General features: G+C 77.1%; 15 protein-coding genes. 13 read left to right on the top strand and 2 right to left on the bottom strand.

Translation table 11 applies throughout. The features are described from left to right. Positions 1–53: 53 nt before the first annotated feature. From sigK to ACZ4UB_RS10970, 5 genes are all read left to right on the top strand, one after another. Complete coding sequence (gene sigK / locus ACZ4UB_RS10990; protein ID WP_468069768.1) at positions 54–626, top strand: ECF RNA polymerase sigma factor SigK; 573 nt, start codon at positions 54–56, stop codon at positions 624–626. Next, positions 623–1,420, top strand: a complete 798-nt coding sequence (locus tag ACZ4UB_RS10985) for an anti-sigma factor (RefSeq protein ID WP_468069767.1) — start codon at positions 623–625, stop codon at positions 1,418–1,420. The genes sigK and ACZ4UB_RS10985 overlap by 4 nt, the downstream gene beginning before the upstream one ends. A gap of 53 nt (positions 1,421–1,473) precedes the next feature. Beyond that, a complete protein-coding gene (locus ACZ4UB_RS10980; RefSeq protein ID WP_468069765.1) occupies positions 1,474–3,078 on the top strand; it encodes a molybdopterin-dependent oxidoreductase in 1,605 nt (534 codons plus the stop codon). A 139-nt stretch (positions 3,079–3,217) separates the two neighbouring features. Continuing rightward, positions 3,218–4,285 carry an alpha/beta hydrolase gene (locus ACZ4UB_RS10975; RefSeq protein ID WP_468069764.1) on the top strand — a complete coding sequence of 356 codons (1,068 nt, stop codon included), beginning with the start codon at positions 3,218–3,220 and terminating at the stop codon, positions 4,283–4,285. A 131-nt stretch (positions 4,286–4,416) separates the two neighbouring features. Next, entirely contained in the window at positions 4,417–4,767 is a 351-nt protein-coding gene (locus ACZ4UB_RS10970; protein ID WP_468069762.1) for a hypothetical protein, read from the top strand. A 66-nt stretch (positions 4,768–4,833) separates the two neighbouring features. Here the strand turns inward: ACZ4UB_RS10970 and ACZ4UB_RS10965 are convergent, their stop codons facing one another. Both ACZ4UB_RS10965 and ACZ4UB_RS10960 read right to left on the bottom strand, forming a co-directional pair. Continuing rightward, a complete protein-coding gene (locus ACZ4UB_RS10965; protein ID WP_468069760.1) occupies positions 4,834–6,060 on the bottom strand; it encodes a putative Ig domain-containing protein in 1,227 nt (408 codons plus the stop codon). Positions 6,061–6,169: 109 nt separating this feature from the next. After that, on the bottom strand, positions 6,170–7,063 hold the full coding sequence (locus ACZ4UB_RS10960) for a LysR family transcriptional regulator (RefSeq protein WP_468069759.1): 894 nt from the start codon (positions 7,061–7,063) through the stop codon (positions 6,170–6,172). 630 nt (positions 7,064–7,693) lie between these two features. Here ACZ4UB_RS10960 and ACZ4UB_RS10955 point away from each other — a divergent pair. From ACZ4UB_RS10955 to ACZ4UB_RS10920, 8 genes are read left to right on the top strand one after another with little or no spacing between them, the layout of a single operon-like run. Beyond that, positions 7,694–14,611, top strand: coding sequence for an SDR family NAD(P)-dependent oxidoreductase (locus ACZ4UB_RS10955; RefSeq protein ID WP_468069758.1), 6,918 nt, complete (start codon positions 7,694–7,696; stop codon positions 14,609–14,611). A 43-nt stretch (positions 14,612–14,654) separates the two neighbouring features. After that, entirely contained in the window at positions 14,655–19,307 is a 4,653-nt protein-coding gene (locus tag ACZ4UB_RS10950) for a beta-ketoacyl synthase N-terminal-like domain-containing protein (protein WP_468069949.1), read from the top strand. Continuing rightward, the gene (locus ACZ4UB_RS10945; protein WP_468069757.1) at positions 19,297–19,692 is read left to right on the top strand and encodes an acyl carrier protein; all 396 of its coding nucleotides are present in this window, start codon (positions 19,297–19,299) and stop codon (positions 19,690–19,692) included. Before ACZ4UB_RS10950 ends, ACZ4UB_RS10945 begins: the two co-directional genes overlap by 11 nt. A 7-nt stretch (positions 19,693–19,699) precedes the next feature. Then, complete coding sequence (locus tag ACZ4UB_RS10940; protein ID WP_468069755.1) at positions 19,700–20,521, top strand: alpha/beta fold hydrolase; 822 nt, start codon at positions 19,700–19,702, stop codon at positions 20,519–20,521. Next, positions 20,518–21,783, top strand: a complete 1,266-nt coding sequence (locus ACZ4UB_RS10935) for a glycosyltransferase (RefSeq protein ID WP_468069754.1) — start codon at positions 20,518–20,520, stop codon at positions 21,781–21,783. Before ACZ4UB_RS10940 ends, ACZ4UB_RS10935 begins: the two co-directional genes overlap by 4 nt. Beyond that, entirely contained in the window at positions 21,780–23,699 is a 1,920-nt protein-coding gene (locus ACZ4UB_RS10930) for a methyltransferase domain-containing protein (RefSeq protein ID WP_468069753.1), read from the top strand. Before ACZ4UB_RS10935 ends, ACZ4UB_RS10930 begins: the two co-directional genes overlap by 4 nt. Then, positions 23,696–24,616 carry a galactokinase gene (locus ACZ4UB_RS10925; protein ID WP_468069752.1) on the top strand — a complete coding sequence of 307 codons (921 nt, stop codon included), beginning with the start codon at positions 23,696–23,698 and terminating at the stop codon, positions 24,614–24,616. The genes ACZ4UB_RS10930 and ACZ4UB_RS10925 overlap by 4 nt, the downstream gene beginning before the upstream one ends. A gap of 53 nt (positions 24,617–24,669) precedes the next feature. Further along, positions 24,670–25,959: an alkaline phosphatase family protein gene (locus ACZ4UB_RS10920; RefSeq protein WP_468069750.1), complete on the top strand. Its 1,290-nt coding sequence runs from the start codon at positions 24,670–24,672 to the stop codon at positions 25,957–25,959.

The following is a 25,959-nucleotide window of genomic DNA, read 5'->3' as shown; positions in this document are numbered from 1 at the left end:
TCGCCGGGCGGCGTCGACGGGTACGGCCCGCCAGGCGGTGGCAGGATCGCCCCGTGGAAGACGCGCTGCGTTGCGACGGGGCCCTGTCCGCCCTCCTCGGCCGGGTCGCCGAGGGGGACGAGGCCGCCTTCGTCTCGCTCTACGAGGCGGTCGGCGGCTCCGTCCTGGGCCTGGCGCGCGCGGTGCTGCGCGACCGGGCCCAGGCCGAGGAAGTGGCCCAGGAGGTGCTGGTCGAGGTCTGGCGCACCGCCGGGCGCTACCGCGGCGACCGGGGCGGCGCGATGGCCTGGATCCTTACGATGGCCCACCACCGGGCCGTGGACCGGGTCCGCTCCGCGCAGGCCGCCGCCGACCGGGACCGCCGGGCGGCCCGCCTGGAGGCCGCGCTGCCGGCCTTCGACGAGGTCAGCGAGGCGGTGGAGGACCGGCTGGAGCGGGACCGGGTGCGCCGCTGCCTGGCCGCGCTCACCGAGTTGCAGCGCCAGTCGATCGCCCTGGCCTACTACCGCGGGCTCACCTGCCGCGAGGTGTCCGACGCGCTGTCGGTGCCCTTGGGTACCGTCAAGACACGGCTGCGCGACGGACTGCTGCGGCTGCGGGGCTGCCTGGGGGTGAGCGGGGAATGAGCACGGACGGAACCGCCTCGGGCCGCGCGGACGCGGCCGGGCACGCGGACCCGCACGGGGCGACCGGCGCGTACGTCCTGCACGCGCTCGACCCGGTGGAGCGCGCCGCCTTCGAGGCGCACCTGGAGACCTGCCCGAGCTGCGGGCGAGAGGTGCGGGAGCTGTCCGGGGCGGCGGCCCGGCTCGCCCTCGCGGTCGCCGTCCCCCCGCCCCCGGAGCTGCGCGACGCCGTGCTGGAGCGCATCCGGGCCGAGGGTCCCCCCGTACGGACCCCCGCACCCGGACCCGCGCACCGCGCGCCCGGCCGATCGGGCAGGTGGACCCGGTGGGCGCTGGCCGCGTGCCTCGCGGCGGCGGCCGGGCTCGGCGGGCTGGCGCTGTGGCAGTACCAGCGGGCGGACGACGCCGCGCGGGCGGCCCGGACCGCGCGGGCCCGGGCCGCCGACCTGGTCGGGATCCTGTCCGCACCGGACGCCCGGCTGGCCACGGGCCGGCTCGCCACCGGCGGCGCCACCGGGACGGTGGTGCTCTCGCGGGAGCGGGACCGGGCGGCCTTCGTCGCCGCGGGCATGGTGGCCCCGCCCGCGGGCCGGGTCTACCAGCTGTGGTTCGCCGATCCGGCCGGGTCGATGCGCCCGGCGGGGTTGATGGACCCGGCCCGGCCCGACGCCCCGGCCCTGCTGGCGGGCCCGGTGGGCGCGGCCACGGGGATCGGTGTCACCCTGGAACCGGCGGGCGGTTCGCCCGCCCCGACCTCGCCGCCCCTGATGGTGCTGGCCTTCCCCACCGCCTGAGCGGTCGTCGGGTGTGCGGCGGTCGCACCGAACCGGGCGGGCGGTGGCTCCGAATGACCCGTGTGAAGGCGGTCGGACAGCGACGGCAACGCGTCTACGGCGCCCTCGGCGGTGTGGTCGCCGGCTGCGCGGGCCTGAGCCTGTCGGAACTGGCCGCGGCGGCCGTGCGACCCGAATCGGGCCCGGTCACCGCGGTCGGGGGCGCGCTGGTCGACCGCACTCCGGCCGCCGTCAAGGACTGGGCGGTCCGCCAGTTCGGCACCGCGGACAAGACGGTGCTGCTGCTGGGGGTGCTCGTGGTCCTGGCGCTGGTGGCCGCCGCGGCCGGGGTCCTCGCGCTGCGGCGGCGCGCCGCCGGGGTCGCCCTCGTGTGCGGCTTCGCCGCCGTCGGGGCGGTGGCCGCGCTGAGCCGACCCGAGGCGACCTGGCAGGACGCGCTGCCTTCGCTGGCGGGCGGGGCCGGCGCGATGGGGGCGCTGTACCTGCTGACCGGCGCGCTGACCGCGCCGCCGGGCGCCCCGCGGGCGCCCGGCTCCGGCGCGGACGGGGAGCCGGCGCGGGGACCGGACCGGCGGGGCTTCGGCCGGATCGCCGCCGCCGCGCTGGCCGGGTCCGCCGCGGCCGGGTACGCGGGCCGGCGGCTGACCGCCCACGGCTCGGCCGGCGCGACCGCCTCCCGGGCCGGGCTGCGGCTGCCGCCGCCCGCACGGCCCGCGCCGCCGGTGCCGGCCGGCGCCGACGTGGGCGTCCCCGGGGTGTCGGCGTTCCTCACCCCCGTGGCCGACTTCTACCGGGTGGACACCGCCCTGGTGGTCCCCCGGATCGACGCGGACGGCTGGCGGCTGGACGTCCACGGGGACGGGGTCACCCGGCCCCTCAGCCTCGACCTGCGGGAGCTGCTGGCCCGACCGCTGGTCGAGCACGACGTCACGCTCACGTGCGTGTCCAACGAGGTCGGCGGACCGTACGCGGGAAACGCCCGCTGGCTCGGCGTGCGCCTCGCCGACCTGCTGCGCGAGGCCGGGGTCCGGCCGCCCTCCCGGGGCGGGCCGGCCGACCAGCTAGTGGCCCGTTCCGTGGACGGGATGACCCTCGGCACCCCCGTCGAGACCGTCATGGACGGCCGGGAGGCCTTGCTGGCCGTCGGGATGAACGGCGCGCCGCTCCCCTTCCGGCACGGGTTCCCCGTGCGGATGGTCGTACCGGGCCTGTACGGGTACGTCTCGGCCTGCAAGTGGCTGCGCGAGCTGTGGCTGACCACCTTCGACGCCTACGACGCGTACTGGGTGCGCCGCTCCTGGGCGGCCCGGGCCCCGGTCAAGACCCAGTCGCGCATCGACACCCCGCGCCCCTCGGCCGAGCCCCGCGCGGGCCGGGTGCCGGTGGCCGGGGTGGCGTGGGCGCAGCACCGCGGGATCGCGCGGGTCGAGGTGCGGGTCGACGGCGGAGCGTGGCAGGAGGCCCGGCTCGGGGCCGAGGACGGCACCGACACCTGGCGCCAGTGGGTGTGGGAGTGGCCGGCCGCCGCCGGCCGCCACACCGTGGAGGTCCGCGCGACGGACGGGACGGGCGCCGTCCAGCCGGGGCTGCGCTCCGACACCGTCCCGGACGGGGCGACCGGCTGGCACGCGGTGACGGTCCGGGTGCGCCCCGCCTGAGCGCTGTCCGCACCCCGCGGACGACCACCCGGCTCCCGCGCGCCCGCCGCGCCGGGGGCGCCCGCCCGTCGTAGATTGGCGGGACAGGGGCGTCGCACCGGGGCCGGCGGGCGCGTCACGCACGTCAGGAGCCGATGCCGTGGAGCTGACCAGCACGTCGTTCCTCGTCACGCTGGTCGTCGTCACGGCGCTCGCGATGCTGGCCGCGCTGGTGCTGTGGAACCGCGTCCCCGGCCCGGCCTGGGTGCGGTGGCCCGCGCGGTTGCTGATGCTGGGGCTCTGCCAGCTGACCGCCATCTGCGTGGTGGCCACCTGGATCAACGGCAGCTACGGGCTCTACGCCTCCTGGGACGACCTGCTCGGCACCGAGAACGGCCAGGGCTCCTCCGTGATGACCGGGCCGCCGCCGGGGCGCGCCAGGTTCACCCTGGGCGGGGACGGCACCCGCAGCACGTACTTCCGGGGCAGCCATTCCAAGCTCGCCGGTCAGGTGATCGTGTGGACTCCCCCGGAGTACGACGCCCCCGGCGCGGAGAAGACCCGCTTCCCGGTGCTGACGCTGCTGCACGGGTACCCCGGATCGCCCCGGTCCTGGCTGGAGCTGGGGTCCATGCCGGGCGCGCTGGAACAGCTGGTGCAGCTCGGCGCGGCGCACCCCTTCATCCTGGTGATGCCGGAGATCTACCCGGGCGGGGTGAACACGGACTGTAGCGACACCCCGGGGCACGAGGTCGCCACCTGGCTCGCGGATGACGTCCCGGAGCTGGTCGCGCGCAACTTCCGGACCCTGCCCGAGCCCAAGGGGTGGGGCCTGATGGGCGTCTCGACGGGCGCGTTCTGCGCCGCGAAGCTGCCCTTGCAGTATCCGAAGGTCTTCGCGGCGGGCGTCGCGCTGGACCCGGACCCGCTGACCGGGGACGCGGAGGTGCTCGCGGACCCCGTGCTGCGGGAGCGCAACAGCCCGATGTGGCTCGTACGGCACGCGCGGAAGGCGGACGTCGGGCTCTTTCTCGCCACCTCGGCGCAGGACAAGGACAGTCCGCCGCAGCAGCTGGACGTCTTCGTCAAGGCGGCGGCGGGCACCGGTGTCCGGGTCAAGACACTGGTCCGCCCGGAGGGCGGTCACAACTTCCAGACCTGGGCCGGGATGTATCCGGACGCCCTCGGCTGGCTGAGCACGGAGCTCTCCCCGCCGGGCGGTGGTTGAACCGCGGTTCGACGATCGCCGGAACTGATCGCTGCACTTGTTCCAACTCCCTTGATACCCGATCCCGTTCGGTTAGCGTTCTGCCGCGGCTGCCGCCCGGCGGCCGAACGTCGAAACGGGAGACCCCCCACATGTCGTTCATACGCAAGGCCGCCGTCGTGGCCGCTTCCATGATCGCCGCCTCGGCGGCCGCCGTGATGCCGGCGAGCGCCGCGGGCCCCGGCCAGGTGTCGGTCATCACGCCCGCCAACGCGGCGGCCGCGGGATGCGAGGTGCAGATCGCCTCCAACCAGCACTTCGCGCAGACCAGGTGTTACGACGTGAGTGGAGCGAACTACTACGCCGTCCGGGTCACGGTCTGCGACGGGCGGGCCTGCGCCGAGCGCACGGGCCCCTGGAGGAAGATGAACAGCGGGGATTGGTCCACCCTCTCGGACAACGCCACCTGGATCCTGAACGGCAGCACCGTGTTCGGCAACTAGCGCCCGGATCCATCGGCCGCGGCACCGGGATTCCGGCGGATCCCGGTGCCGCGGCCGCGTTCCGCCTCAGAACCAGGTGACGGTGAGGGGGAAGGTGGTGGTGGCGCTGGTGGGGGTGGTGTCGGTGGCGGTGACGGTGATCCGGGTGGTTCCGCTGCTCCAGGGCTTGCCGGTGATGCGGCCGGTGGCGGCGTCGAGGGTGAGGCCGAGGGGCAGGCCCGTGGCGCTCCAACGGATCGGGGCGCGGCCGCCGGTGGCGGTCAGTTGGAGGGTGCAGGTCTGGTTGAACTTGCAGGTCTGCGGGCCGGGGTCGGTGACCTTGAGGTCACCCGAGGTCGGGGTGGGGGTCGGCGTCGGCGTCGGGGTCGGCGTGGCGGCGCAGCCCGGGGCGGCTTCGGGCGGGAGCGGGACGCGCCAGATCTGGGGATCGTTCTCCGAACCCACGAGCAGGGTCGAGCAGTCGGCGTACGTCACGGTCTCGCCCTGCGACTGCGCGGGGAGCGGGACGTCCGCGAGCTTGGCCCCCGAGGAGGCGTCGTACACGGAGGCGGTGTTGGCGCCCAACGGCCCGCCGCTGCGCAGTGCGTAGGTGGTGCCGGAGGGTGAGAACGCGCCATCCGTGGCGAACACGGGGCCGGGCCGTACGGGGGTGAGGGTGTTCACCTGACCGGGCCGGGGCGGCAGGGGCGCCTTGTACAACTGGCCCGCGGCTCCGATGAGTTTGCTGGCGACGTACAACTGCCCGGTGAGCGGGTCGGCCAGCAGGGACTCCGCGTCGTGCTTGCCGTCGGAGTAGGCGAAGCGATAACTGACCGGTGTGACGGCGGCGTTCACGAGTTGGTCGGGTTCGGGGAAGCTGTGGACGGTGATCTCCGCCCGGCCGGCGAAGTTGTCCCCGATGTCACCGACGAGGAGCACGGTGGCGCCCGTCGCGTCCTTGCCGAGGGCCAGGGCCTCCCAGTCGGTGTTGGGCACCCCGGAGACGGTCAAGGTGGCCTTGAGCTGCCCGGTGGCCGTGGAGCAGTCGACGGCGAAGACCTGGTTGGTGTTCCCGCTGTCGTTGACGGCGTAGAGGATGCCGGGGTGCTTGTGGCTGGCGGCGAGGCCGCTCAGTTCGGTGAGCCCGCCCGGCATGGCGCACTTCTTCTCGGGCGCGGACGCCGGCGCCGCGGCGGGGGCGGCGGACGGGACGGGGCGGTCGCCGCCGGCCGCCCGGGCCACTGCGGGCAGGGCCGTCGCGAGGGCCGCCGTCACCAGCGCGGCCACCCAGGGGGAGGTGAGGAGTCGAGGCATGCGCACAATGTGACGGCCCGTCATCCAGTGGACCAGGGCGGTCCGCCCCCTGTTTGAGCATGGTTCGATGCCGGGCGGGCATGGCGCGCCCGGGTGCGCGGACCCGGGGTCAGCGGGCCGGCTCCCGGACCGGCGCGTTGTGTCGCGCGTGCGCGATGAACGCGCGGGCCGCCCGGCTGAGCGGCCGCCGCGCGTGCGCGATGCTGACGGGCCGCAGCAGCGGCGGCGTGAAGGACCGGACCTCGGCCCGGTGCCCGAAGGCCCGCGCCACCACGTCCCGGTACCAGATCAGGGAGCCGCGCCCGTCCGTCACGCCGGTCACCCAGGCCAGCCGCTCGTCGACCTCCAGGCAGGGCACGGGACGGACGCCGAGGCAGCTGAACATGGCCTCCATCTCGGTGCGCCGGCCCGTCCCCGGCGACGGCAGGACCATCTCCAGCCCGTCGAGCACCCGGAACGGCAGCGGATCGGGGAGTCGGGAGCCCTGCGGGGAGATCAGGACCACCTCGCGCTCCTGGATGTGGTGGGTCGTCAGCTCCTTGTCCACCGGCAGGTCGACCAGGGCCAGCTCGGCCCGCCCTTCGAGGAGTTCCCGGGTCAGCACCTCGCGGCTGTCGTACTGCTGGAGCCGCACGTCGATGCCCGGATGCCGTTCGGTGAAGGCGGGGACCAGGTCGGCGGCCAGGTCCAGGGCCAGCGTGGGGGTGGCGACGACGACGAGGGTGGCCCGGGCGCCGCCGGTGGTGGCGGCGCCGATGTCGTCGATCGCTTCGACGGCGTCGAGCACGGTCCGGGCGAGCCGCACGACCCGGGCCCCTTCGGGAGTGAGGTCCACCCCCCGCCCCCGGCGGGCCAGCAACTCCACTCCCAGGTCCCGTTCCATGGCCTGGACGGCCCGGGAGAGCGCGGACTGGGCGACGAAGACCGAGGCCGCGGCGCTGGTGATGGAACGGCAGTCCGCGACGGCGACCAAGTAGCGAAGCTGCGCGAGTGTGGGGGTCATGACCGGACGGTAACCGCGCGATGACCCAGGTGTAAGGGGATGCGGGGTGAACAACTTCCCGCCCCCGGGCGGCTGTCATGCCCGGTCGGCGACAAGACGTACCGCCACGGCATGACTCGCTCCGGGCCGGCGGGCCGAACCGCGCACCGCCGGGTCCCGCCCCCCCGCGGACGAACCTGCAGGCCAGCCCGCTGCCAGCGGCCGGATCCGGGCCCGCCGGCGGGCTCCGGCGCGGCGGTCCGGAAATCGACGGGTGCGAAAGCCCCTCCTCCGCATGCCCGTTGACAGTGCAGGACGCCGACCGCACGATGCATCGCGGCGTCAGGGAATGCGACCACCGTTCAAGCCCGCCGGGTCCGTGGCGGGTCGCCCGCAACCGCGTACGTCCGAACCCCGTACGTCCGCACCGCGGACACCCGAACCGCGGACGCCCGAACCGTGGCCGGCACGGCCCGCCCCGTGCCCCGCCACCCCGGTGGCCCCGGTCCGTGACCCCGGTCCGTGTCGCCGTCCGGGCGTCCCGGCCGCCCGATGCCGAACGCACTGCCGCGCCGCGTCACTCCAGCATCACCACGCACCGCGACATGTCACACAGCACTGATTCTGCCCCCCACCGGAAGAGGAACGCCCGTGACCCCCCAGGCCGCTCCGTCCGCCGCCACCCGTGACCTGGTGGTCGCGCTCAGCCCCTTCGAGGAGCCCAACCAGCGGATCGTGACCGCCGCCGAGCGGGCCGGGGCGCTCGGCCTCCTCGACCTCGGCCGGGACCCCGCCGCGGCCCGGCGCGCCTTCACCGAGCTGGCCCGGCTGCTGGGTCGCCCGTACGGGGTCCGGGTGCCCCACGGCTGCCCGCTCGGCCCCGCCGACCTGCCCGCCGAGGTGGACACCGTGCTGCTGGCGGACCCGCGGACGGCGCCGGACCACTGGGCCGGGGCCGGGCGGCGGGTCTGGGCGGAGGTCACCGGACGCGACGAGGCCGTCGCCGCGGTCGCCGCGGGGGCGGTCGCGCTCGTGGCCCGGGGGCACGAATCGGGCGGCCGGGTCGGCGACTCCACCACCTTCGTACTGCTCCAGCAACTGCTCGGCGACCCGCGGATCGCGGTGCCCGTACTGGCCTGCGGCGGGATCGGCCCGCACACCGCGGCCGCCGCCGTCGCGGGCGGGGCCGCCGGGGTGGTGCTCGACGCGCAACTCGCCCTGACCACCGAGGGCGAGGCCGCGCTGCCCGCCGAAGTGGGCGACGCGCTGCGGGGGATGGACGCCTCGCAGACCAGGCTCACCGACGGCCACCGGGTGTACGCGCGACCCGACCTGCCGCTGCCCGAGGGGCCTGCCGCGCTCCTGCTCGGGGCCCGCGACCTCGCGCGGCAGCTGCTGCCCGTCGGCCAGGACGGAGCCTTCGCCGCCCGGCTCGCGGCGCGCCACCGCACCACGGGCGGGGTGCTCCAGGCCGTCCGGACCACCGTCGTGGAGCGGCCGGGGGCGGCGGCGCGCTGCGCTCCCCTGCGCCCGCGCCCCGACCGCCCCCACCTCCCCGTCGCCCAGGGGCCGATGACCCGGGTCAGCGACCAGGCGACCTTCGCCGAGGCCGTGGCGGACGGGGGCGGGGTGCCGTACCTGGCGCTCGCGGTGATGCCGGGCGCGGACGTGCGTCGGCTGCTGGCCGAGACCGCCGACCGGCTGGCCGGTCGCCCCTGGGGGGTCGGGCTGCTCGGCTTCGCCCCGCCCGAGCTGCGCCGGGAGCAACTGGCCGCGGTGGCCGACGTACGCCCCCCGTACGCGATCGTCGCCGGCGGCAGTCCGGCGCAGGCCGCGCCCCTGGAGGCGGCGGGGATCGCCACCCACCTGCACGTGCCCTCGCCCGCGCTGCTGGAGCGCTACCTCGCCGAGGGCGCGCGGCGCTTCGTCTTCGAGGGGCTGGAGTGCGGCGGGCACGTGGGGCCGCGCGCCTCCTTCCCGCTGTGGGAGGAGCAGGTGGAGCTGCTGCTCGCGGACGGCGAACCGGGCTCCCTGGACGTGCTGTTCGCGGGCGGCATCCATGACGCCCGGTCCGCGGCGATGGCGGCCGCCGCCGCGGCGCCGCTCGTGGAGCGCGGCGCCCGGTTCGGGGTGCTGATGGGCACGGCGTACCTGTTCACCGAGGAGGCCGTCGCGGCGGGCGCGGTCCTGCCCGGTTTCCAGCGGGCCGCCCTGGAGTGCACGGACACCGTCCTGCTGCACACCGCGCCGGGACACGCCACGCGCTGCGCGCCCACCCCGTACGCCGGGGCCTTCGCGAGCACCCGGGGGCGCCTGGAGCGGGAGGGGGTCGAGCCGCGCCGGATGTGGGAGGAGCTGGAACGGCTCAACCTCGGGCGGCTGCGGATCGCCAGCAAGGGGCTGGGGCACCCGGTGGGCGGGACGGCTCCGGAGCCGGTCGGCGAGGAACGACAGCGGGCCGAGGGCCTGTTCATGCTCGGCCAGGCGGCGACGCTGCGCAGCGGCACCACGACGGTGGCCGCGCTGCACCGCGAGGTGACCACGGGCGCCTCGGAGTTGCTCCAGGAGCGGGCCCGGGACTTCGCGCGGGCCGCGGAGTCGGGCGGGGACGACGGGGCGGGCGATCCGCTGGACATCGCGATCGTGGGCATGGCCTGCGCCTATCCGGGCGCGCCCGACCTCGACGCCTACTGGGCCCAGGTCCTCGCCGGGACGGACGCGGTGACGGAGGTCCCGGCCGGGCGTTGGGACCCGGAGCTGTACTACGACGCCGACCCCGCCCGGGCCGGGGAGCGCACGCCGTCCCGCTGGGGCGGGTTCCTGCCGGCGCTGCCCTTCGACGCGCTCGCGCACGGCATCGCGCCCTCCTCCCTGTCCGGGATCGAGCCGGTGCAGCTGCTGGCCCTGGAGATCTCCGCCCGGGCCCTGGCGGACGCGGGCTACGGCGCGGGGCGCGCCTTCGACCGTGCGCGCACCTCGGTGGTCTTCGGCGCGGAGGCCGGTACGGAGCTGGCGGGGGCCTACGGGTTGCGCGCCCTGCACCCCGCGTACCTGGGCGCGCTGCCGCCCGCGCTGGACGAGCAGCTGCCGCGGCTGACGGAGGACTCCTTCCCGGGCGTCCTCGCCAACGTGATCGCGGGGCGGGTCGCGAACCGGCTCGACCTCGGAGGCGCGAACTGCACGGTCGACGCCGCCTGCGCCTCCTCGCTCGCCGCCCTCGACCTCGCTTGCCGCCAACTGCGGGACGGGGACAGCGAGATGGTGCTGTGCGGCGGGGCGGACGTGCACAACGGGATCAACGACTACCTGATGTTCGCCTCCGTGCGGGCGCTCTCCCCCGGCGGGCGCTGCCGGCCCTTCGACGCGGGCGCCGACGGGATCGCGCTCGGCGAGGGCGTCGGCGCGCTGGTGCTCAAGCGGCTGGCGGACGCGGAGCGGGACGGCGACCGGGTGTACGCCGTGATCAAGTCGGTGGGCGCGTCCAGCGACGGCCGCTCCCTCGGCCTGACCGCGCCCCGCCCGGAGGGGCAGCGCCGGGCCCTGGAGCGGGCCTACGCGCGGGCCGGCGTCACCCCGGCCGAGGTGGGGCTCGTGGAGGCGCACGGCACCGGCACGGTGGTGGGCGACAGTACCGAACTGACCGTGCTCAGCGAGGTGTTCGCCGACGCGGGAGCGCGGGCCGGCGGGTGCACCCTGGGGTCGGTCAAATCGCAGATCGGGCACACCAAGTGCGCGGCGGGGCTGGCCGGGCTGATCAAGGCCGCCTGGGCGGTGCACACGGGCGTGCGGCCGCCGACCGCGCTCCTGAGCACGCCGAACCCGGCCTGGCAGGGCGCGTCGAGCCCGTTCCGCTTCGACACCGAGGCCCGGCCGTGGCCGGTGCCGGTGGGGCGGCGGTTCGCGGGGGTCAGCGCCTTCGGCTTCGGGGGAACCAACTACCACGCGGTGCTGGCCGGTTACGCGGGGGCGCGGGAGCCGCGGCACGCGGTGGCGGCCTGGCCCGTGGAGCTGTTCTGCTTCCGGGGCGCGGACCGCCGGGCCGCCGGGCGGGCGATGGCCGCCCTCGCCGCCCGGCTGGAGGAGAACGAGGGCGCCGGGCGGCCGTGGGCGCTGCGGGACCTGGCGGCGGAGGCGGCGCGCGGCTCCGGTCCGGTGCGGGTGGCCGTGCTCGCGAGCGGGCCGCGGGAGCTGGCGGACCGGCTGGAGCGGGCGCGCGCCTTCGCCTCGGGCGAGGGGGTGTACGTCCGGCCGGAGGGGGCCGACCCCGGGCGGGTCGCCTTCCTCTTCCCCGGCCAGGGCAGTCAGCGGCCGGGCATGCTGGGCGACCTCTTCGTGGCGTTCCCGGCGCTGCGCGGGCTGCTGGACCGGGCTCCCGCGGCGGTCACGTCGGCGATGTTCCCGCCGACCGCCTTCACCGGGCCCGAGCGCACCGGCCTGCGGGACGCGGTGACCGACACCCGGATCGCACAGCCCGCCCTCGGGCTGGCCGGGGCGGCGGCGCACCTGCTGCTCGCGGAGTTCGGCGTACGGCCCGACTGCGTGGCGGGGCACTCGTACGGCGAAGTGACGGCCCTGTGGGCGGCCGGCGCCTACGACACGGACGGCCTGTTGCGACTGAGCGCGCGCCGGGCCCGGGCGATCCTCGACGCGGCCGGGGCTGATCCCGGGGCGATGGCCGCCGTGACGGGCGCGCCCGAGGAGGTCCGGGCGATCGCGGAGCGGGCGGGCTGCGTGGTGGCCAACCACAACGCGCCCCGCCAGTGCGTGGTGTCGGGCCCGACGGCCGCGGTGGACACGGCGGTGCGGGAGCTGCGGGGCGCCGGGCTCTCGGCCCAACCGCTGCCGGTGGCCTGCGCCTTCCACAGCCCGGTGGTCGCCGGGGCGGCCGACGCCCTCGCCGCCGAACTGGCCGCCGTGGAGGTGGCCGACCCCGTCGTGCCGGTCTGGTCGAACGCCACCGCGCGCCCGTATCCGCCGGGGGCCGACGCGGTGCGGGAGGAGCTGGCGCGTCAAGTGGCCCGTCCCGTGCGGTTCGTGGAGCAGATCGAGGCGATGTACGCGTCGGGCGTGCGGACCTTCGTGGAGGCCGGGCCCGGGCGGGTGCTCAGCGCTCTGGTGGAGAAGATCCTCGGTCCCGAACGGCCGTGCGCGGTCGTCCCGTTGGAGGTGCCGGGCGAGCCCGGACTGGTCCGGCTGGTGACCGCGCTGGCGGAGCTCGTCGCCGCGGGCGTACCGGTGGCGCCGGAGGCGCTGTGGCGGGGGCGGACCGCCGCCCTGCCGGAGCGGGCTCCGCGCCGGCCGGGCTGGCTGGTGGACGGCCACCTGGTCCGCACCGCCGACGGCGAACCGGTGGCGGGCGGCCTGCGGCCGGCGCGCCGGGTGACTCCTGCCCCGGCGGTCGAGGTGCCCGGGCCGGCGGGGAGCGACGCCGGCGCCCGGGAAGCGGCGGTACTGGCGTACCTGGACGGCACCCGGGAACTGGTCGCGGCCCAGCGGGACGTGCTGCTCGGCTTCCTGGGCGCGGGGGCCAGTGCCAGTGCGGGCGCGGGCTCGGCTACCGGCGCGGTGGTCCCCGCGGCCCGGGCCGCCACCACCACCGCACCGGAAGTCGTGGCCGCCGCGGCCGTGCCGACGGCCGTGGCGGACCGGGCCGCCCCCGCCGTCGTGACGGCCGCCGAGGTGATGGAGGTGGTCCTCGACATCGTCCACCGGCGGACCGGCTACCCGCTGGACATGCTGGACCCGGAACTCGACCTGGAGGCGGACCTGTCCGTGGACTCCATCAAGCGCGTCGAGATCATCGGCGCCCTGGCCGACCGGATCGGACTCCCCCGCACCGCCGACGGCTCGGCGGAGTCCGCGGTGGAGGAGCTGGCCCGGATCAAGACCCTGCGCGGCATCGTGGAATGGATCACGACCCGCCGGGCCGCGGACCCCGACCCGGCACCGACCGGGGAGGGCGGCCCCGCCCGGGGCGCACCGCAGGAGCGGTCGACGCGGACCCAGGACCGACCGCCGGAGCCCGTACGGGACCGGGTCCGCGTGCGACGGATGACGCCGGCCGTGGTGCCCGCCGAGCCGACCCGGCCCGCGGGCGACGACCTGACCGGACAGCGCTACGGCATCGTCGGAGACGGCCAGGGCGTGGCCCTGGCGCTGACCGCCCTCCTGCGCGCCCGCGGCGCGGAGGTCCACGGCCTGCCCGACCGCCCGGAGGCACCGGCCTCGGTGACCCCGACGGGTGGGTCGGACGGGCCGGGCGGCTTCGACGGGCTGGTGGATCTCAGTGCCTTGCGGGGCGGGGCCGAGGCGGTGCTGCCCGGGAGGTTCGCGGCGATCCGGCGGGCGCTGATCGGCGGGGTGCCGCGGCTGTTGTTGGTCAGCGGGGGCGGGGGGAGGTTCGGGCACCGCGCGGGCGGCGGCGCCGATCCGACCCCCGGGGCGGGGCTGCACGGCTTCGCGCGCAGTGCGGCCCTGGAGTACCCCGGCGTGCTGCTGCGCGCGGTGGACGTCGACCCGAAGGACCGGCCCGACCGGCTCGCGGCCCGGTTGCTCGCCGAACTCGACGTCCCCGGCGGTCCGGTGTCCGTGGGGTACGGCACCGACGGGGTCCGGGTGTGCCTGCGCACGGTCCCGGCGGACGTCGACCCCGCCACCGATCCCGACCGGTTGCCGCTGGGCCCGGACCACGTGGTGCTGTTGACCGGCGGCGCCCGCGGGATCACGGCGCGCGCGGCCCTCGCGCTGGCCCGTACCACCGGCTGCCACGTCGAGCTGCTCGGGCGCAGCGCCGAACCGGGGTCCGAGGAGGCCGCGTTCGCCCAGGCGCACGACCGGGTCGCGCTCCGCGCGGCGCTGATCTCCGCCGGGCTGCGCAGGCCCGCCGAGATCGAGGCGGCCGCCTCGCGCATCCTCGCCGAGCGCGAGATCCGCGCCACGCTGCGCGCCCTCGCCGGGTGCGCCGCCTCGGTGCGCTACCACCGCGCGGACGTCACCGACGAGAGCGCGGTGCGGGCCGTCGTGGCCGACGTACGAGCCCGGCACGGCCGGCTCGACGGCATCGTCCACGGCGCCGGCAGGCTGCGCGACGCGCTGCTGGCCGACAAGGATCCGGCCGCCTTCGCCGAGGTGTTCACGACGAAGGTGGCCGGGGCCCGGCACCTGGCGGCCGCGGCCGCCGAGCACGGCTCGACCCCGCCCCCCTCGTTCCTCGTCCTGTTCGCCAGTGTCGCCGGCGCCTTCGGCAGCCGCGGCCAGTGCGACTACGCCGCCGCGAACGACGCCCTGGACGGCTTCGCGCACGCCTGGGCGGACACCTTCCCCGGCCGGGTGCTGGCGATCGACTGGGGGCCGTGGGCCGCCGAGTCGGGCGGCATGGTCACGCCCGAGCTGGAGCGCGACTACGCCCGGCGCGGCATCCCGCTGATCGGCCCGCAGGAGGGGGCACGGGCCTTCCTCGCCGAGGTCGCGCGCCTCACCGCGCCGGCCGGACGGGCGGACGCGGAGCGGGAGGCGCAGGTGGTCCTGATGGCCGCCGCGGAGCCGGACGGGGTGGCCGGCCGTGACTGACCCGCGCCGCGGACCCCGCCCGACGGACGCCGCGATCGTCGGCATGGGCGCCGTCTTCCCCGGCTCCGCCGACCTGTCCGCCTACCGCCGCAACCTGTTCGCCGGTACGGACGCCATCGGCGACGTGCCCCCGGACCGCTGGGACCCGGAGGTCTACTACGACCCGTCGGGTGCCGAGGGGCCCGCGGTCGGCGACCGGTTCTACTGCCGCCGGGGCGGCTTCGTGGACGGGCTGGCGACCTTCGACCCGACCCGGTTCGGCATCATGCCGGCAGCCGTCGAGGGCGCCGAGCCCGACCAGTTGCTCGCCCTGCACGCGACGGCCGAGGCGATCGCGGACGCGGGCGGGGACGACCGGCTGCCCGCCGACCGGTCCCGGATCGGGATGGTGCTCGGGCGCGGCGGCTTCATGGGGGTCGCCACCGCCCGGCTCGACCAACGCGTGCGCACCGCCCACCAGTTGGCGCAGACCCTGCGCGAGCTGGCGCCCGATCTCGGTGAGCGGCGGATCGCCGAGGTGCGCGCCGCCTTCCAGGACGCCCTGGGCCCGGAGCGCCCGGACGCCTCCATCGGGCTCGTGCCGAGCTTCACCGCGGCGCGGACGGCGAACCGGCTGGACTTCCGCGGCCCCGCCTACACCCTGGACGCCGCCTGCGCCTCCTCGCTGCTGGCGGTGGACCAGGCCGTGGCGCTGTTGGCGGGCGGGCGGTGCGACCTGGTGGTCGCGGGCGCCGCCCACCACTGCCACATCGCCACGCTGTGGAGCGTGTTCACCCAGCTGCGCGCGCTCAGCCCGAGCGAGCGGATCCGCCCCTTCGACCGCCGGGCGGACGGCACCCTGCTGTCGGAGGGCACCGGGGTGGTCGTGCTCAAGCGGCTCGCGGACGCGGAGCGGGACGGCGACCGGATCTACGCCGTGGTCCGCGGCACCGGGGTGGCCGGGGACGGCCGGGCGGCGAGCCTGATGAGCCCCCTGGTCGAGGGGCAGGTACGGGCGTTGGAGCGGGCCTGGCGGGAGGCCGGCCTGGACCCGCTGGCCGCCGACGCGCTCGGCCTGCTGGAGGCGCACGGCACCGGCACCCCGGTGGGGGACGCCGCGGAAATCGACACGCTGGCCCGGGTGTTCGGACCGCCCGGGGCCGGGCGCCGGCCGGTGGGGCTCGGCTCGGTGAAGTCGATGCTCGGGCACACGATGCAGTCCTCGGGCATGGCGGGCCTGATCAAGGCGGCGCTCGCGGTGCACGAGGGGGTGCTGCCGCCGACCCTGCACCTGGAGGAGCCGCACGAGGCCCTCGCGCGCACCCGGATGCGCCCGGTGACGGCGGCCGAGCCGTGGGAGCGGGGCGCGGCGCCCCGGCGGGCGGGCGTGAACGCCTTCGGCTTCGGCGGGATCAACGCGCACGTGGTGCTGGAGGAGGCGCCGGGGGCGGCGGCCACCCGGCGCGCGGTTCCCGGGCGCCGGTTCCTGCCGCTCGGCGCGGGCCCCGCCGCGGGGGGATCGGCCGGCCGGGGGTCGGCGGACGCCCCGGCCGCCGGTGACCGCGGCGGGCGGGACGGCGTACTCCTGCTGGGCGCGGGCACCCCGGAGCGGCTGGCGGAGCTGCTCGCGGCGGCGACCCGGTCCGGCCCGGCCCCGGACGGGGCCGCGGGACGGGCCGCGGGCCCGGCTGCGGGCTGGGATGCGGGCCCGGCTGCGGACGCCGGCGCGGACCAGGGGGGTCCGTACCGCCTCGCCGTGCTCGGGCCGACCCCGCAGCGGCTCGCGCTGGCCGCGAAGGTGCTGGCGCGGGGTCGGGCCTGGCGCGGTCGCGGGGACGTGTGGTTCACCCCCGAGCCGCTGCTGGCCGGGGCCCGCGACGGCGCGCCCCGCGGCCGGGTGGCCTTCCTCTTCCCGGGCCTGGAACCGGAGTTCACGCCCGTCCTCGACGACGTGGCGGACCGCTTCGCGCTGGAGCGGCCCCGGCTCGGCCGGGGCGGCGAACTGATCGAACGGGCCCTCGACGCCCTCGCCACCGGCCGCTTCTTCGCCCGCGTACTGCCGGAACTGGGCATCGAGGCCGATGTGTTGGCGGGTCACAGCCTGGGCGAATGGGCGGCGATGGTGGCCGCCGGGATGTATCCGCAGCGGGCGGTGGACGACTTCCTCGGCTCGCTGCGGCCCGGCTCGCTCACCGTCCCCGACCTCGTGTACGCCGCCCTCGGCTGCGGGGCGCAGCGGGCCGGGGCGGCCCTGCGCGGTGCGGACCGGGTGGTGGTCAGCCACGACAACTGCCCGCACCAGTCGGTGATCTGCGGTGAACCGGCGCAGGTCGCCGCGGTGCTGGAGCGACTGGCCCGGGAAGGGGTGCTCGGTCAGGAGCTGCCGTTCCGGTCCGGTTTCCACACCCCGATGTGGGAGCGGTACCTCGGCCAGGTGCGTGCCGCCTTCGACCGGCTCCCGGTGACGCCCGCCACCGTGCCGGTGTGGTCGGCGACCACCGGGGCCCCCTTCCCGCACGCGCCGGGCGAGGTGCGCGAGTTGGTGGTGCGACACCTCTTGGAACCGGTCGATTTCCGGACCCTGACCCTGCGGCTGTACGAGGAGGCGGGCGTGCGGGCCTTCGTGGCCATGGGCCCCGGCAGCCTGCCCGGGTTCGTGGAGGACACCCTGCGCGACCGGCCCCACCTGGCGGTCGCTACCTCGGCCCCGCGGCTGACGGGCACGGCGGCGCTGCGCCGCACGGCCGCCGCGCTCTGGGCGGAGGGCTTGTCCCCGCGCTGGGAACGACTCGCCGAGCCGGCGACGGAGCCACGCGGGGAACGGCCCGCTCCGCCACCCGCCACCGCGCGGGCGGCGCCGCTGGACCTCGGTTCGCCGCTGGTCCGGCTCGGCGGCTCGGCCCGCGGGCTACTGGCCCCGGTGGCCGGCGCGGGGGCCGCCCGCGCGGCGGACCCGGCCCCGCCCGGGCCCGTGCGCCCCTCGACGGATCCGACACCCGCCCCGGCCCTGCTGTCCGCCCTGGACGCGGTCCTCGACGAGGCCCGCGCCGCCGCCCGGTCGGTCACCGAGGCCTGGCGCCCACCGGCGCCCGGGCCGCAGCCGCAGCCGGCCGCCTCCCTCACGCTCTCCCTGGAGACACTGCCGTACGTCCGGGACCACTGCGTCTACGAGCAGCCCGCCGGCTGGCCCGAGGACTCCGACCGCTTCCCCGTCGTTCCCATGACCACCATGCTGGAGCTCGCGGCCGACGCCGCCCTGCGCACCGCGCCCGCCGGCAGCGTGGTGCTCGGCTACGAGGACGTGCGGGCCCTGCGCTGGCTGGCCGTCGAGCCCGCCGTCCGGATCGAGGTCGGCGTGCGCTCGGACGGGCCCGGCCGGGTCCGCGTCACCCTCGGCGACGGCGCCGTGCTGACCGTGCTGCTCGGCACGCGGTACGACGGCCCGCCCGCCCCGCGGGAGTCCGGCGGGCCCCGGCCGCTCACCGGCGAGCAGCCGGCCCCGGTGAGCGCGCGGGCGCTCTACCGCGACCGGTGGATGTTCCACGGGCCGGGGTTCGCCGGGGTGCACGAGGTCGGTGCGGTGGCCGCGGACGGCATCCGGGGCGTGCTGCGCGCGCTCCCCGCCCCCGGTGCGTTGCTCGACGCCGCCGGACAGCTCTTCGGTCACTGGATGCAACTGCGCCTCCCGGTGGACCGGTTGGTCTTCCCCGCCACCATCGAGCGGATCCGCTTCTACGGCCCCCCGCCCGCCCCCGGCACGCTCGTCGAGGCGGTCGCCCGGGTCCGTGAGGTCCGCGACCTGACCGTGCTCGGCGACGTCGAGCTGCGCTGCCCGCCCCCCGACGCCGCGGGCGGCCGGGCCGGGGGCGCGACCCGCGGCGCCCTGTGGGCCCGGATCGAGGGGTGGACGTACCGCCGCTTCGCCGCCGACGAGCGGGTGTGGCCGATGAAGTTCACCCCGGAGGTATGTGGGATCGGCGAACCCCAGCCCGGCGGCTGGTGCGCGGCCCGGCGTCGCTGGACCGACCCCGCCTCGCGGGAACTGGTCATGCGCCGCTACCTCGGCGCGGCCGAACGCGCCGTCTACGAGGGGCTCGCGCCGCGGGCCCGCGCCCCCTGGCTGCTGGGGCGGATCGCCGCCAAGGACGCGCTGCGCCAGCTCTTGTGGGACGGCGGGGCGGGTCCCGTGTTCCCGGTCGAGGTGCCCGTCGGCAACGACACGCGCGGGCGGCCGGTGCCCGGGGGCCCGCTCGCCGCCGGAGTGCACCTCTCGCTCGCGCACAAGGACCGGCTCGCCGTCGCCCTCGCGCACCCCACCGGCCCCGTCGGCATCGACGTGGAGACGGTGAGCACCGACCCCGCCGCCCTGCTCCGGATCGCGTTCGGGCCCGAAGAGGAGTCGCTGGCGCGGCAGTTGGCGGATCGGGACGGCGTCGGTGCGGATAGCGCGCTCACCGCGCTGTGGTGCGCCAAGGAGGCCGCGGCCAAGGCGGCGGGCACCGGGCTGGCCGGCCGGCCACGCGCGTGGCGGGTGACCTCGCTGGAGCCCGACGGGCTGCGGGTGCTGGCCCCGGACGGGCGCGCCCGGCTCGTACGGACCGCGGTACTGCCCGCCCCGAGCGGCCCGCCCCTCGATCACATCGTGGCGTGGACCGCGCCCCCGACCGGATCCCCCCGTCCCCCCGCCCACCCTACGGAGTTCAGCCATGGCATCTGACGCCCCCGTCCCCGGCCACACCCTCCCTCCCGCTCCCGGTCACGCATCCGGCGCGGCCCGTGCCCACGCCCAGATCCTCGCCGAGATCACCGGCATGCTCGTGGAGATCGTCGGCGACGAGTTCCTGCTGGCGGAAGAGGTCTCGATGGGCACCACCTTCAACGACGACCTGGCCCTGGAGAGCATCGAGTTCGTCGCCCTCGCCGAGCAGCTCCACGAGCGCTACGGCGCCGACGTCGACCTGATGGGCTTCCTCGCCGAGAAGGACATGGAGGCCATCCTCGCCATGTCCCTGGGCGACCTCGTCACACACATCGGCCGCGTCGCGCACCGCTCGCCCGCCGGATCCGGCGGAGCCGCCGCGCGCCCCGTCACGGCCGGCTGAGGCCGCCGTGGCACACGTCCTCGCCGACGCCGTCGACTTCCACGTTCAGCGACTGCCCGCCGCCGCGGGCGCCGACGCCGCGGACCGGCCCGTGGTCGTCTTCCTGCACGGGCTGGTCGTCGACAACCTCTCCTCCTTCTACTGCCCGCTCGCCGTGCCCGTCGCCCGCTCCGGCCACGAGGTGGTCCTCTACGACCTGCGCGGCCACGGCCGCACCGGGCGGCCGCCCTCGGGGTACGACAGCGGTACGGCCGTGCGCGACCTGGTCGCCCTGCTCGGCGCCCTCGGTCTGGCGCACCGATCCGTCCACCTGGTCGGCAACAGTTACGGCGGCACGCTCGCCGTGCACGCCGCGCTCGCCCGGCCCGACCTCGTCGCGGGTCTCACCCTGCTCGAACCGCCACTGAGCGGCGCCTGGGTGGAGAACATGGTGGACACGCTGTCGGCCGCCGCGCTGAGCCTGGAGGACAGCGCGGTGCCCGCCCAACTGCGCGCGCTGCGGCTGCGCAAGGCGGCCGCCCTGACCTCGATCGCCGATGGACTCCTCAACCGCACCACGCTGATCGACGACGTCGCGGCGGGGCGGGTGTTCACCCCGGCCGACTACGCGCGGCTGCGCTGCCCGGTGCTCGCGGTCTGCGGCGAGCACTCCGAACTGGTGCCGGGAGTACTGGAGTTGGCCGAACACGCGACGGGCCCCTGCCGCGTGGAGATCCTGCCGGGCCTCGGGCACGACGTGCTCAAGGAGAGCAGCGGGGCCCTGCGCAAGTCCGTACTCGCCCACCTCGACGAGGTCGCGGCGCTCCGGACGGGAGCGCTGGTCCGATGAGGGTGCTCTTCGTGGTCCCGCCGCTGGCGGGGCACGTCAATCCGACGGCCGCCGTCGGCGCGGAGCTCGCGGCCCGCGGGCACGAGGTCGCCTGGACGGGGCCGGGCGCGGCACTGGCCGCCCTGTTGCCCGAGCGCGCCCGCGTCCTGCCCGCCGGGGACGCGGCCGCGTCCGGGTCGGGCTCCGCGGGCGGTGGCGGGTACGCCGATCTGCACGAGCGCTGGCGCGACCTGCGCGGGGTCGGCGCGCTGCGCTTCCTCTGGGAGGAGGCCCTGGTGCCGTTGGCCCGGGCGATGGCGCCGGGGGTGGAGCGGGCGGTCCGCGACTTCCGGCCGGACCTGCTGGTCGCCGATCAACAGGCCCTGGCCGGGCCGGTGGTGGCGCGCCGCCTGGGCGTGCCCTGGGTCACCTCGGCCAGTACGTCGGCCGAGTTCGCCCGCCCCTTCGAGGGGTTCCCGCGGGTCGGGGAGTGGGTGGCGCGGCAGATCGCGGGCCTGCTGGCCGAGGTGGGGGCCGACCCCGCGACGGGCGGGGGCGCCCGCGGCGGCGACGGGGCGGCGGGCTGGGACCCGCGCTTCTCGGACCGGCTCGTCCTGGTCTTCTCCACACCGGAACTCATCGGCGCGCAGGGCGGTTTCCCCGGCCACTACGCGTTCGTCGGGCCGGCCTTCGGGGCGCGCCCGGCCGGGCCCGACTTCCCCTGGCGGCGACTCGATCCGGACCGGCGGCGCGTCCTGGTGTCCCTCGGGACGCTCAACGGCGCGGCGGGCGCCCGCTTCTACGCCGCCGTGCTGGGCGCGGCCGAACGGCTGGGCGACTCGGTGCAGCTGGTCCTGGCCGCGCCCGCCGAGCTGGTGGGGCGGCTGCCCGGGCAGCCGCGGCCACACGCTCCCGGCGGGGCGCCACCGTTCGACACCGTGCTGCTCCAGGAGCGCGTGCCGCAGCTGGAGTTGCTGCCGCACCTGGACGCGGTGGTCTGCCACGCGGGCCACAACACCGTGTGCGAGGCCCTCGCGCACGGGCTGCCCCTGGTGGTCGCGCCGATCCGGGACGACCAGCCGATCGTGGCCCGCCAGGTCACCGACGCGGGCGCCGGGGTGCGGGTGCGGTTCGGCCGGGCCCGGGCCGAAGAGGTGCGCGACGCGCTGACGGCCGTGCTGGACGAACCCGGCCCCCGCCGGGCCGCCCGACGCATCCAGGCCTCCTTCGCCGCGGCGGGCGGAGCCGCCGCCGCGGCCGACCGGTTGGAGAAGACGCTGTGAAGCCGATCGTCACGCCCCGCTCCGCGGCCCGCGCGCCCTGGGCCCCCGTGCTGCTGATCGCGGCCCTCGGCGCGGGCACCGTGCGCGCCCGCCGCCGGCTCGGATCCCTCCCCGTCCTGGCCGGCGGCCCGGCCGCGGTCGGGGTGCCGCGGCCCGCCGGGTGGCGGCTGTTCACGGCGCGCGGGGTCGAGCCCGACTCCGCCACCTTCCTCAGCGCCTGCGCCCACGCCGAGCGGGAGGGGCTGCGCGTCCTGGACCTGCTCCCGGCCGACCTGGGCGCCGAATCCGCCCTGGGCCTCCTACGGCTGGTGGACCCGGCCGGGTACCGGGGCGACCGGCTCGCCCAGGGGCGCGGGGCCGGCTACGCCGTCCTGGTCGCCGAGGAGGTGCTCGCCCGGGCCGGGCTCGACCTCGACCCGGCGGCGGGGACCGACCCGGCACGGCTGGTCGCCCTCGTCCGCACGCTGAAGGAGTACGCCCCGGACGCCACCTCGATGGCGGTCGCCCCGGGCCTGTCCTGCGGTCCGGGGCCACGGCGGGCCGGCGCCGCCGAGCTGCGCGCCCACGGGCTGGCGCCGGGACCGCTGGCCGCGGCGCAGTTCGCCGGGCTGGCCCTGCTCGCCTGGGCGTCGCTGCGCCGGGGTCCGTGGGGCAAGGTGGCGGCGGGGCTGTACTGGCTCCAGCCCTACGCCGTCCTGGGCGGCCCGGCCGGACCCCTGCGGCCCGCCGCGCTGGCCCGGGACACCGCCGCCCGTCCCCTGCGCTCGCTCGACGCCGCCCTGCGCACCGCCCTCGCCGCCGCGACCACCGGCGAGGCCGACGCGCACGGGATCCGGGACGCCGACCACCACGCCCGCAGCGACCACTACGGGCGCGAACTCGCCGCCGGGACCGACCGGTTCCTCGAAGCGCGCCGCGCCGACTGCCCCTGGTGCGGGTCGGGGCGGCTCACCGTCCGGGTCACGGTGCCCGACCTGCTCCAGGGCAAGCCGGGCCGGTTCGTCCTGGAGCAGTGCGGGGACTGCGGTCACGTCTTCCAGAATCCCCGACTCACCCCGGAGGGGCTGGAGTTCTACTACCGGGACTTCTACGACGGCCGGGGCGGCGAGGGCGCGGGCACGGTCTTCGGCAGCATGGGAGGCACCTACCGGGACCGCGCCGACATGCTGCGCCCGCACGTCGGGCCGGCCGGTCCCGGCTCCTGGCTCGACGTCGGCACCGGGCACGGCCACTTCTGCAACGCGGCGCGGTCCGTCTGGCCGCGGACCCGGTTCGACGGGCTGGACATGGGTGACGGGGTCCGCGAGGCGGAGCGCCGCGGGTGGGTGGACGTCGGGTTCCAGGGCCAGTTCCCGGAGTTCGCGGCGAAACTGGCGGGCCAGTACGAGGTGGTCAGCATGTACCACTACCTGGAGCACACCCGGGACCCCTACGCCGAGCTGGACACCGCCCGCGATGTCCTCGCGCCCGGCGGGCACCTGGCCATCGAACTGCCGGACCCCACCTCCCGGATGGCACGGCTGCTCGGCCCGGCCTGGCTGCCCTGGTTCCAGCCCCAGCACCAGCACCTGATCCCGGCGGCGAACCTGCGCGGGGCACTGGCCGAGCGGGGGTTCACCGTGCTGGCCGAGGAGCACGGGCCGGCGCACCAGGGCAACGACTTCCTGGGCGTGGTGGCGCTCACGGTGACCCGGCTCGCCCCGGATCCCGACAGCCCCTGGTCGCCGGCCGTCCCACGGGGCCGCCGGGCCCTGCGCCACGTGGTCCGGGCGGCCGCGCTGCCCTGCTTCGCCGGCGCGGCGGTGCTCGACGCGGTCCGCAGCGCCGCCGCCCGCCGCGGCGACGGCGGCAACGCCTACCGGATGCTGGCGCGCAAGGACCACCCCGCGCCCGACGCCCCGGGAGCCGGGCGATGACCGGCGTGGCGGGCGGGCCGGACCTGGCCCGCAGCGCCACCGCCGACCCGCTGTTCCGCCTCGTCGCCTACGCCCTGGAGGCGGCGCACGGCAGGCCGCCCACCGCCGTGTGGAGCGCCCCGCACGCCTTCCGTCTCGGTGCGTCGGGACTGGTCGCGGCGGCCGGGTGGCCGGTGGCCGCCGCGGCGGCGCCCCGCGAGGACGGCGTCGTACGGCTCAGCTCACTGAGCCATCCCGCGCACGGCTGCGATCTGCCACTGGCCCTGTCGGGGGCACCGGCCACCGCTCCGGCCTGGGCCGAGCGGCCCTACGCCCTGCTGCGGGCCCTGGCCCTCGCGGGGTACGGGCGCGGCGGGACCGACCTGCACGTGCAGGGCTCGCTCACGGCGGCCGCCGGCCTGGCCGTCGCGGAACCGGCGGACTGCGCGGTCGCGCTGGCGGTGGCCGACGCGCACCTGCGGGCCGACCCGACCGCGGAGCCGCCGCGGGCGGGCCTCGGCCGGCTGCTGGCGCGGGCGCTGCCGGACGGGGACGACGCGCTGCGCCGGGCCGTGCTCTTCGCCCGGCCGGGCCACGCCCTGCGGCCCGCCGCCGGGCCGGACGCCGACGGGCCCCCGCGCCACGTCGCCTTCGACCCCGCCGGGTCGGGGAGCCGGCTGGTGCTGGTCGCCCTGCGCGGGGCGCCCGCCGATCGGGCGGCGGACCGGGACCGGGCCGCGGCCGGCGCGCGGCGGGCCGGGGCCCTGGACGTCTGGCAGCCGGGCGCCCGCCCGGGGCGGGCGGTGCTGCTGCGGCTGCCCGAGGAGCGCGTGGCGCACGTACGGGCGGCGGTGGCGGCGGAGTTCCGCGCGCGCGACCGGCCCGCGCCGCGGTTCCTGAACATCGCCGTGGCCGGTGCGGCCCGGCGCGAGGAATGACCGGAGCACGAGAGTCGCCCGTCGCCACCACCACTCACGAAGGAGACCCGTCCATGCCCGAAACCGTCACCACCCCCAGACGTTCACCGAGCGTCGTGCCCCGACCCGGGGTCCGGACCTCGCGGGCCCGCTGGTCCGGGCTCGGCGCGGCGCTCGCCGCGCTCGGCCTGCTCGGAGCGTTCACCGTGGCCAACTCACAGGCCGCCGAGGTGGGTTCCGCCGCCGCTGCCGCGCTCCCCGCCTACGACCACGTGGTGGTCGTCGTCTTCGAGAACAAGCAGTACGGCGACATCATCGGCAACTCCGGCGCGCCCTACATCAACCAGCTGGCGAACGGCGGCGCGAGCCTGACCGGCATGAAGGCGCTGACCCACCCCAGCCAACCGAACTACTTCAACCTCTTCTCCGGGGCCACCCAGGGCATCACCGGCGACGGCTGCTACACCGCGCAGTCCATGACCGCGGCCAATCTGGGCCAGGAGGTCATCGCGGCGGGGAAGACCTTCGCGACGTACAACGAGGACCTGCCCGCCGAGGGGTCCACCACCTGTTCGAGCGGGAAGTACGCGCAGAAGCACAACCCGTGGTTCGCGTTCAAGAACGTACCGCTGAACACCGGGAAGACCTGGGCCCAGTTCCCCAAGGGGAACTACGGCGCGCTGCCGCGGCTGTCCTTCGTCGTGCCCAACCTGTGCAACGACATGCACGACTGCGCGGTCGGTACGGGCGACACCTGGACGAAGAACGGGCTGGACGGCTACGCGCAGTGGGCGAAGGCCAACAACAGCCTGCTGGTGCTGACCTGGGACGAGGACAACTACCTCGGCTCGAACCAGATCGCGACCGTCTTCTACGGCGCCCAGGTGAAGGCGGGCCGGTACGCCACCGCCTACAGCCACCACCACCTCCTGCGCACCCTGGAGGACCTGGCGGGGAGCACCACCCACGCGGGGAACTCCGCCAACGTCCAGCCGATCAGCGAGGTCTTCGCGGCGGGCACCGACCCCACGCCCACGCCGACCCCGACGCCGACTCCCACCCCGACCCCTTCCCCTACCCCGACCCCCACCCCGACCTCGGGTGACCTCAAGGTCACCGACCCCGGCCCGCAGACCTGCAAGTTCAACCAGACCTGCACCCTCCAACTGACCGCCACCGGCGGCCGCGCCCCGATCCGCTGGAGCGCCACCGGCCTGCCCCTCGGCCTCACCCTCGACACCACCACCGGCCGCATCACCGGCAAACCCTGGAGCAGCGGAACCACCCGGATCACCGCCACCGCCACCGACACCACCCCCACCAGCGCCACCACCACCTTCCCCCTCACCGTCAACTGGTTCTAG

This window comes from Streptomyces sp. NPDC028419, assembly GCF_055565515.1.
Note: the sequence above shows the minus strand (reverse complement) of the source record. Positions and strands in the feature narration are given on the sequence as shown.

Coding starts and splice junctions, on each gene's coding strand:
- ACZ4UB_RS10950 (WP_468069949.1), top strand. CDS start 14,655: ATGGGCGCCGTCTTCCCCGGCTCCGCCGACCTGTCCGCCTACCGCCGC.
- ACZ4UB_RS10980 (WP_468069765.1), top strand. CDS start 1,474: ATGACCCGTGTGAAGGCGGTCGGACAGCGACGGCAACGCGTCTACGGC.
- ACZ4UB_RS10935 (WP_468069754.1), top strand. CDS start 20,518: ATGAGGGTGCTCTTCGTGGTCCCGCCGCTGGCGGGGCACGTCAATCCG.
- ACZ4UB_RS10945 (WP_468069757.1), top strand. CDS start 19,297: ATGGCATCTGACGCCCCCGTCCCCGGCCACACCCTCCCTCCCGCTCCC.
- ACZ4UB_RS10965 (WP_468069760.1), bottom strand. CDS start 6,060: ATGCCTCGACTCCTCACCTCCCCCTGGGTGGCCGCGCTGGTGACGGCG.
- ACZ4UB_RS10985 (WP_468069767.1), top strand. CDS start 623: ATGAGCACGGACGGAACCGCCTCGGGCCGCGCGGACGCGGCCGGGCAC.
- ACZ4UB_RS10925 (WP_468069752.1), top strand. CDS start 23,696: ATGACCGGCGTGGCGGGCGGGCCGGACCTGGCCCGCAGCGCCACCGCC.
- ACZ4UB_RS10960 (WP_468069759.1), bottom strand. CDS start 7,063: ATGACCCCCACACTCGCGCAGCTTCGCTACTTGGTCGCCGTCGCGGAC.
- ACZ4UB_RS10920 (WP_468069750.1), top strand. CDS start 24,670: ATGCCCGAAACCGTCACCACCCCCAGACGTTCACCGAGCGTCGTGCCC.
- ACZ4UB_RS10970 (WP_468069762.1), top strand. CDS start 4,417: ATGTCGTTCATACGCAAGGCCGCCGTCGTGGCCGCTTCCATGATCGCC.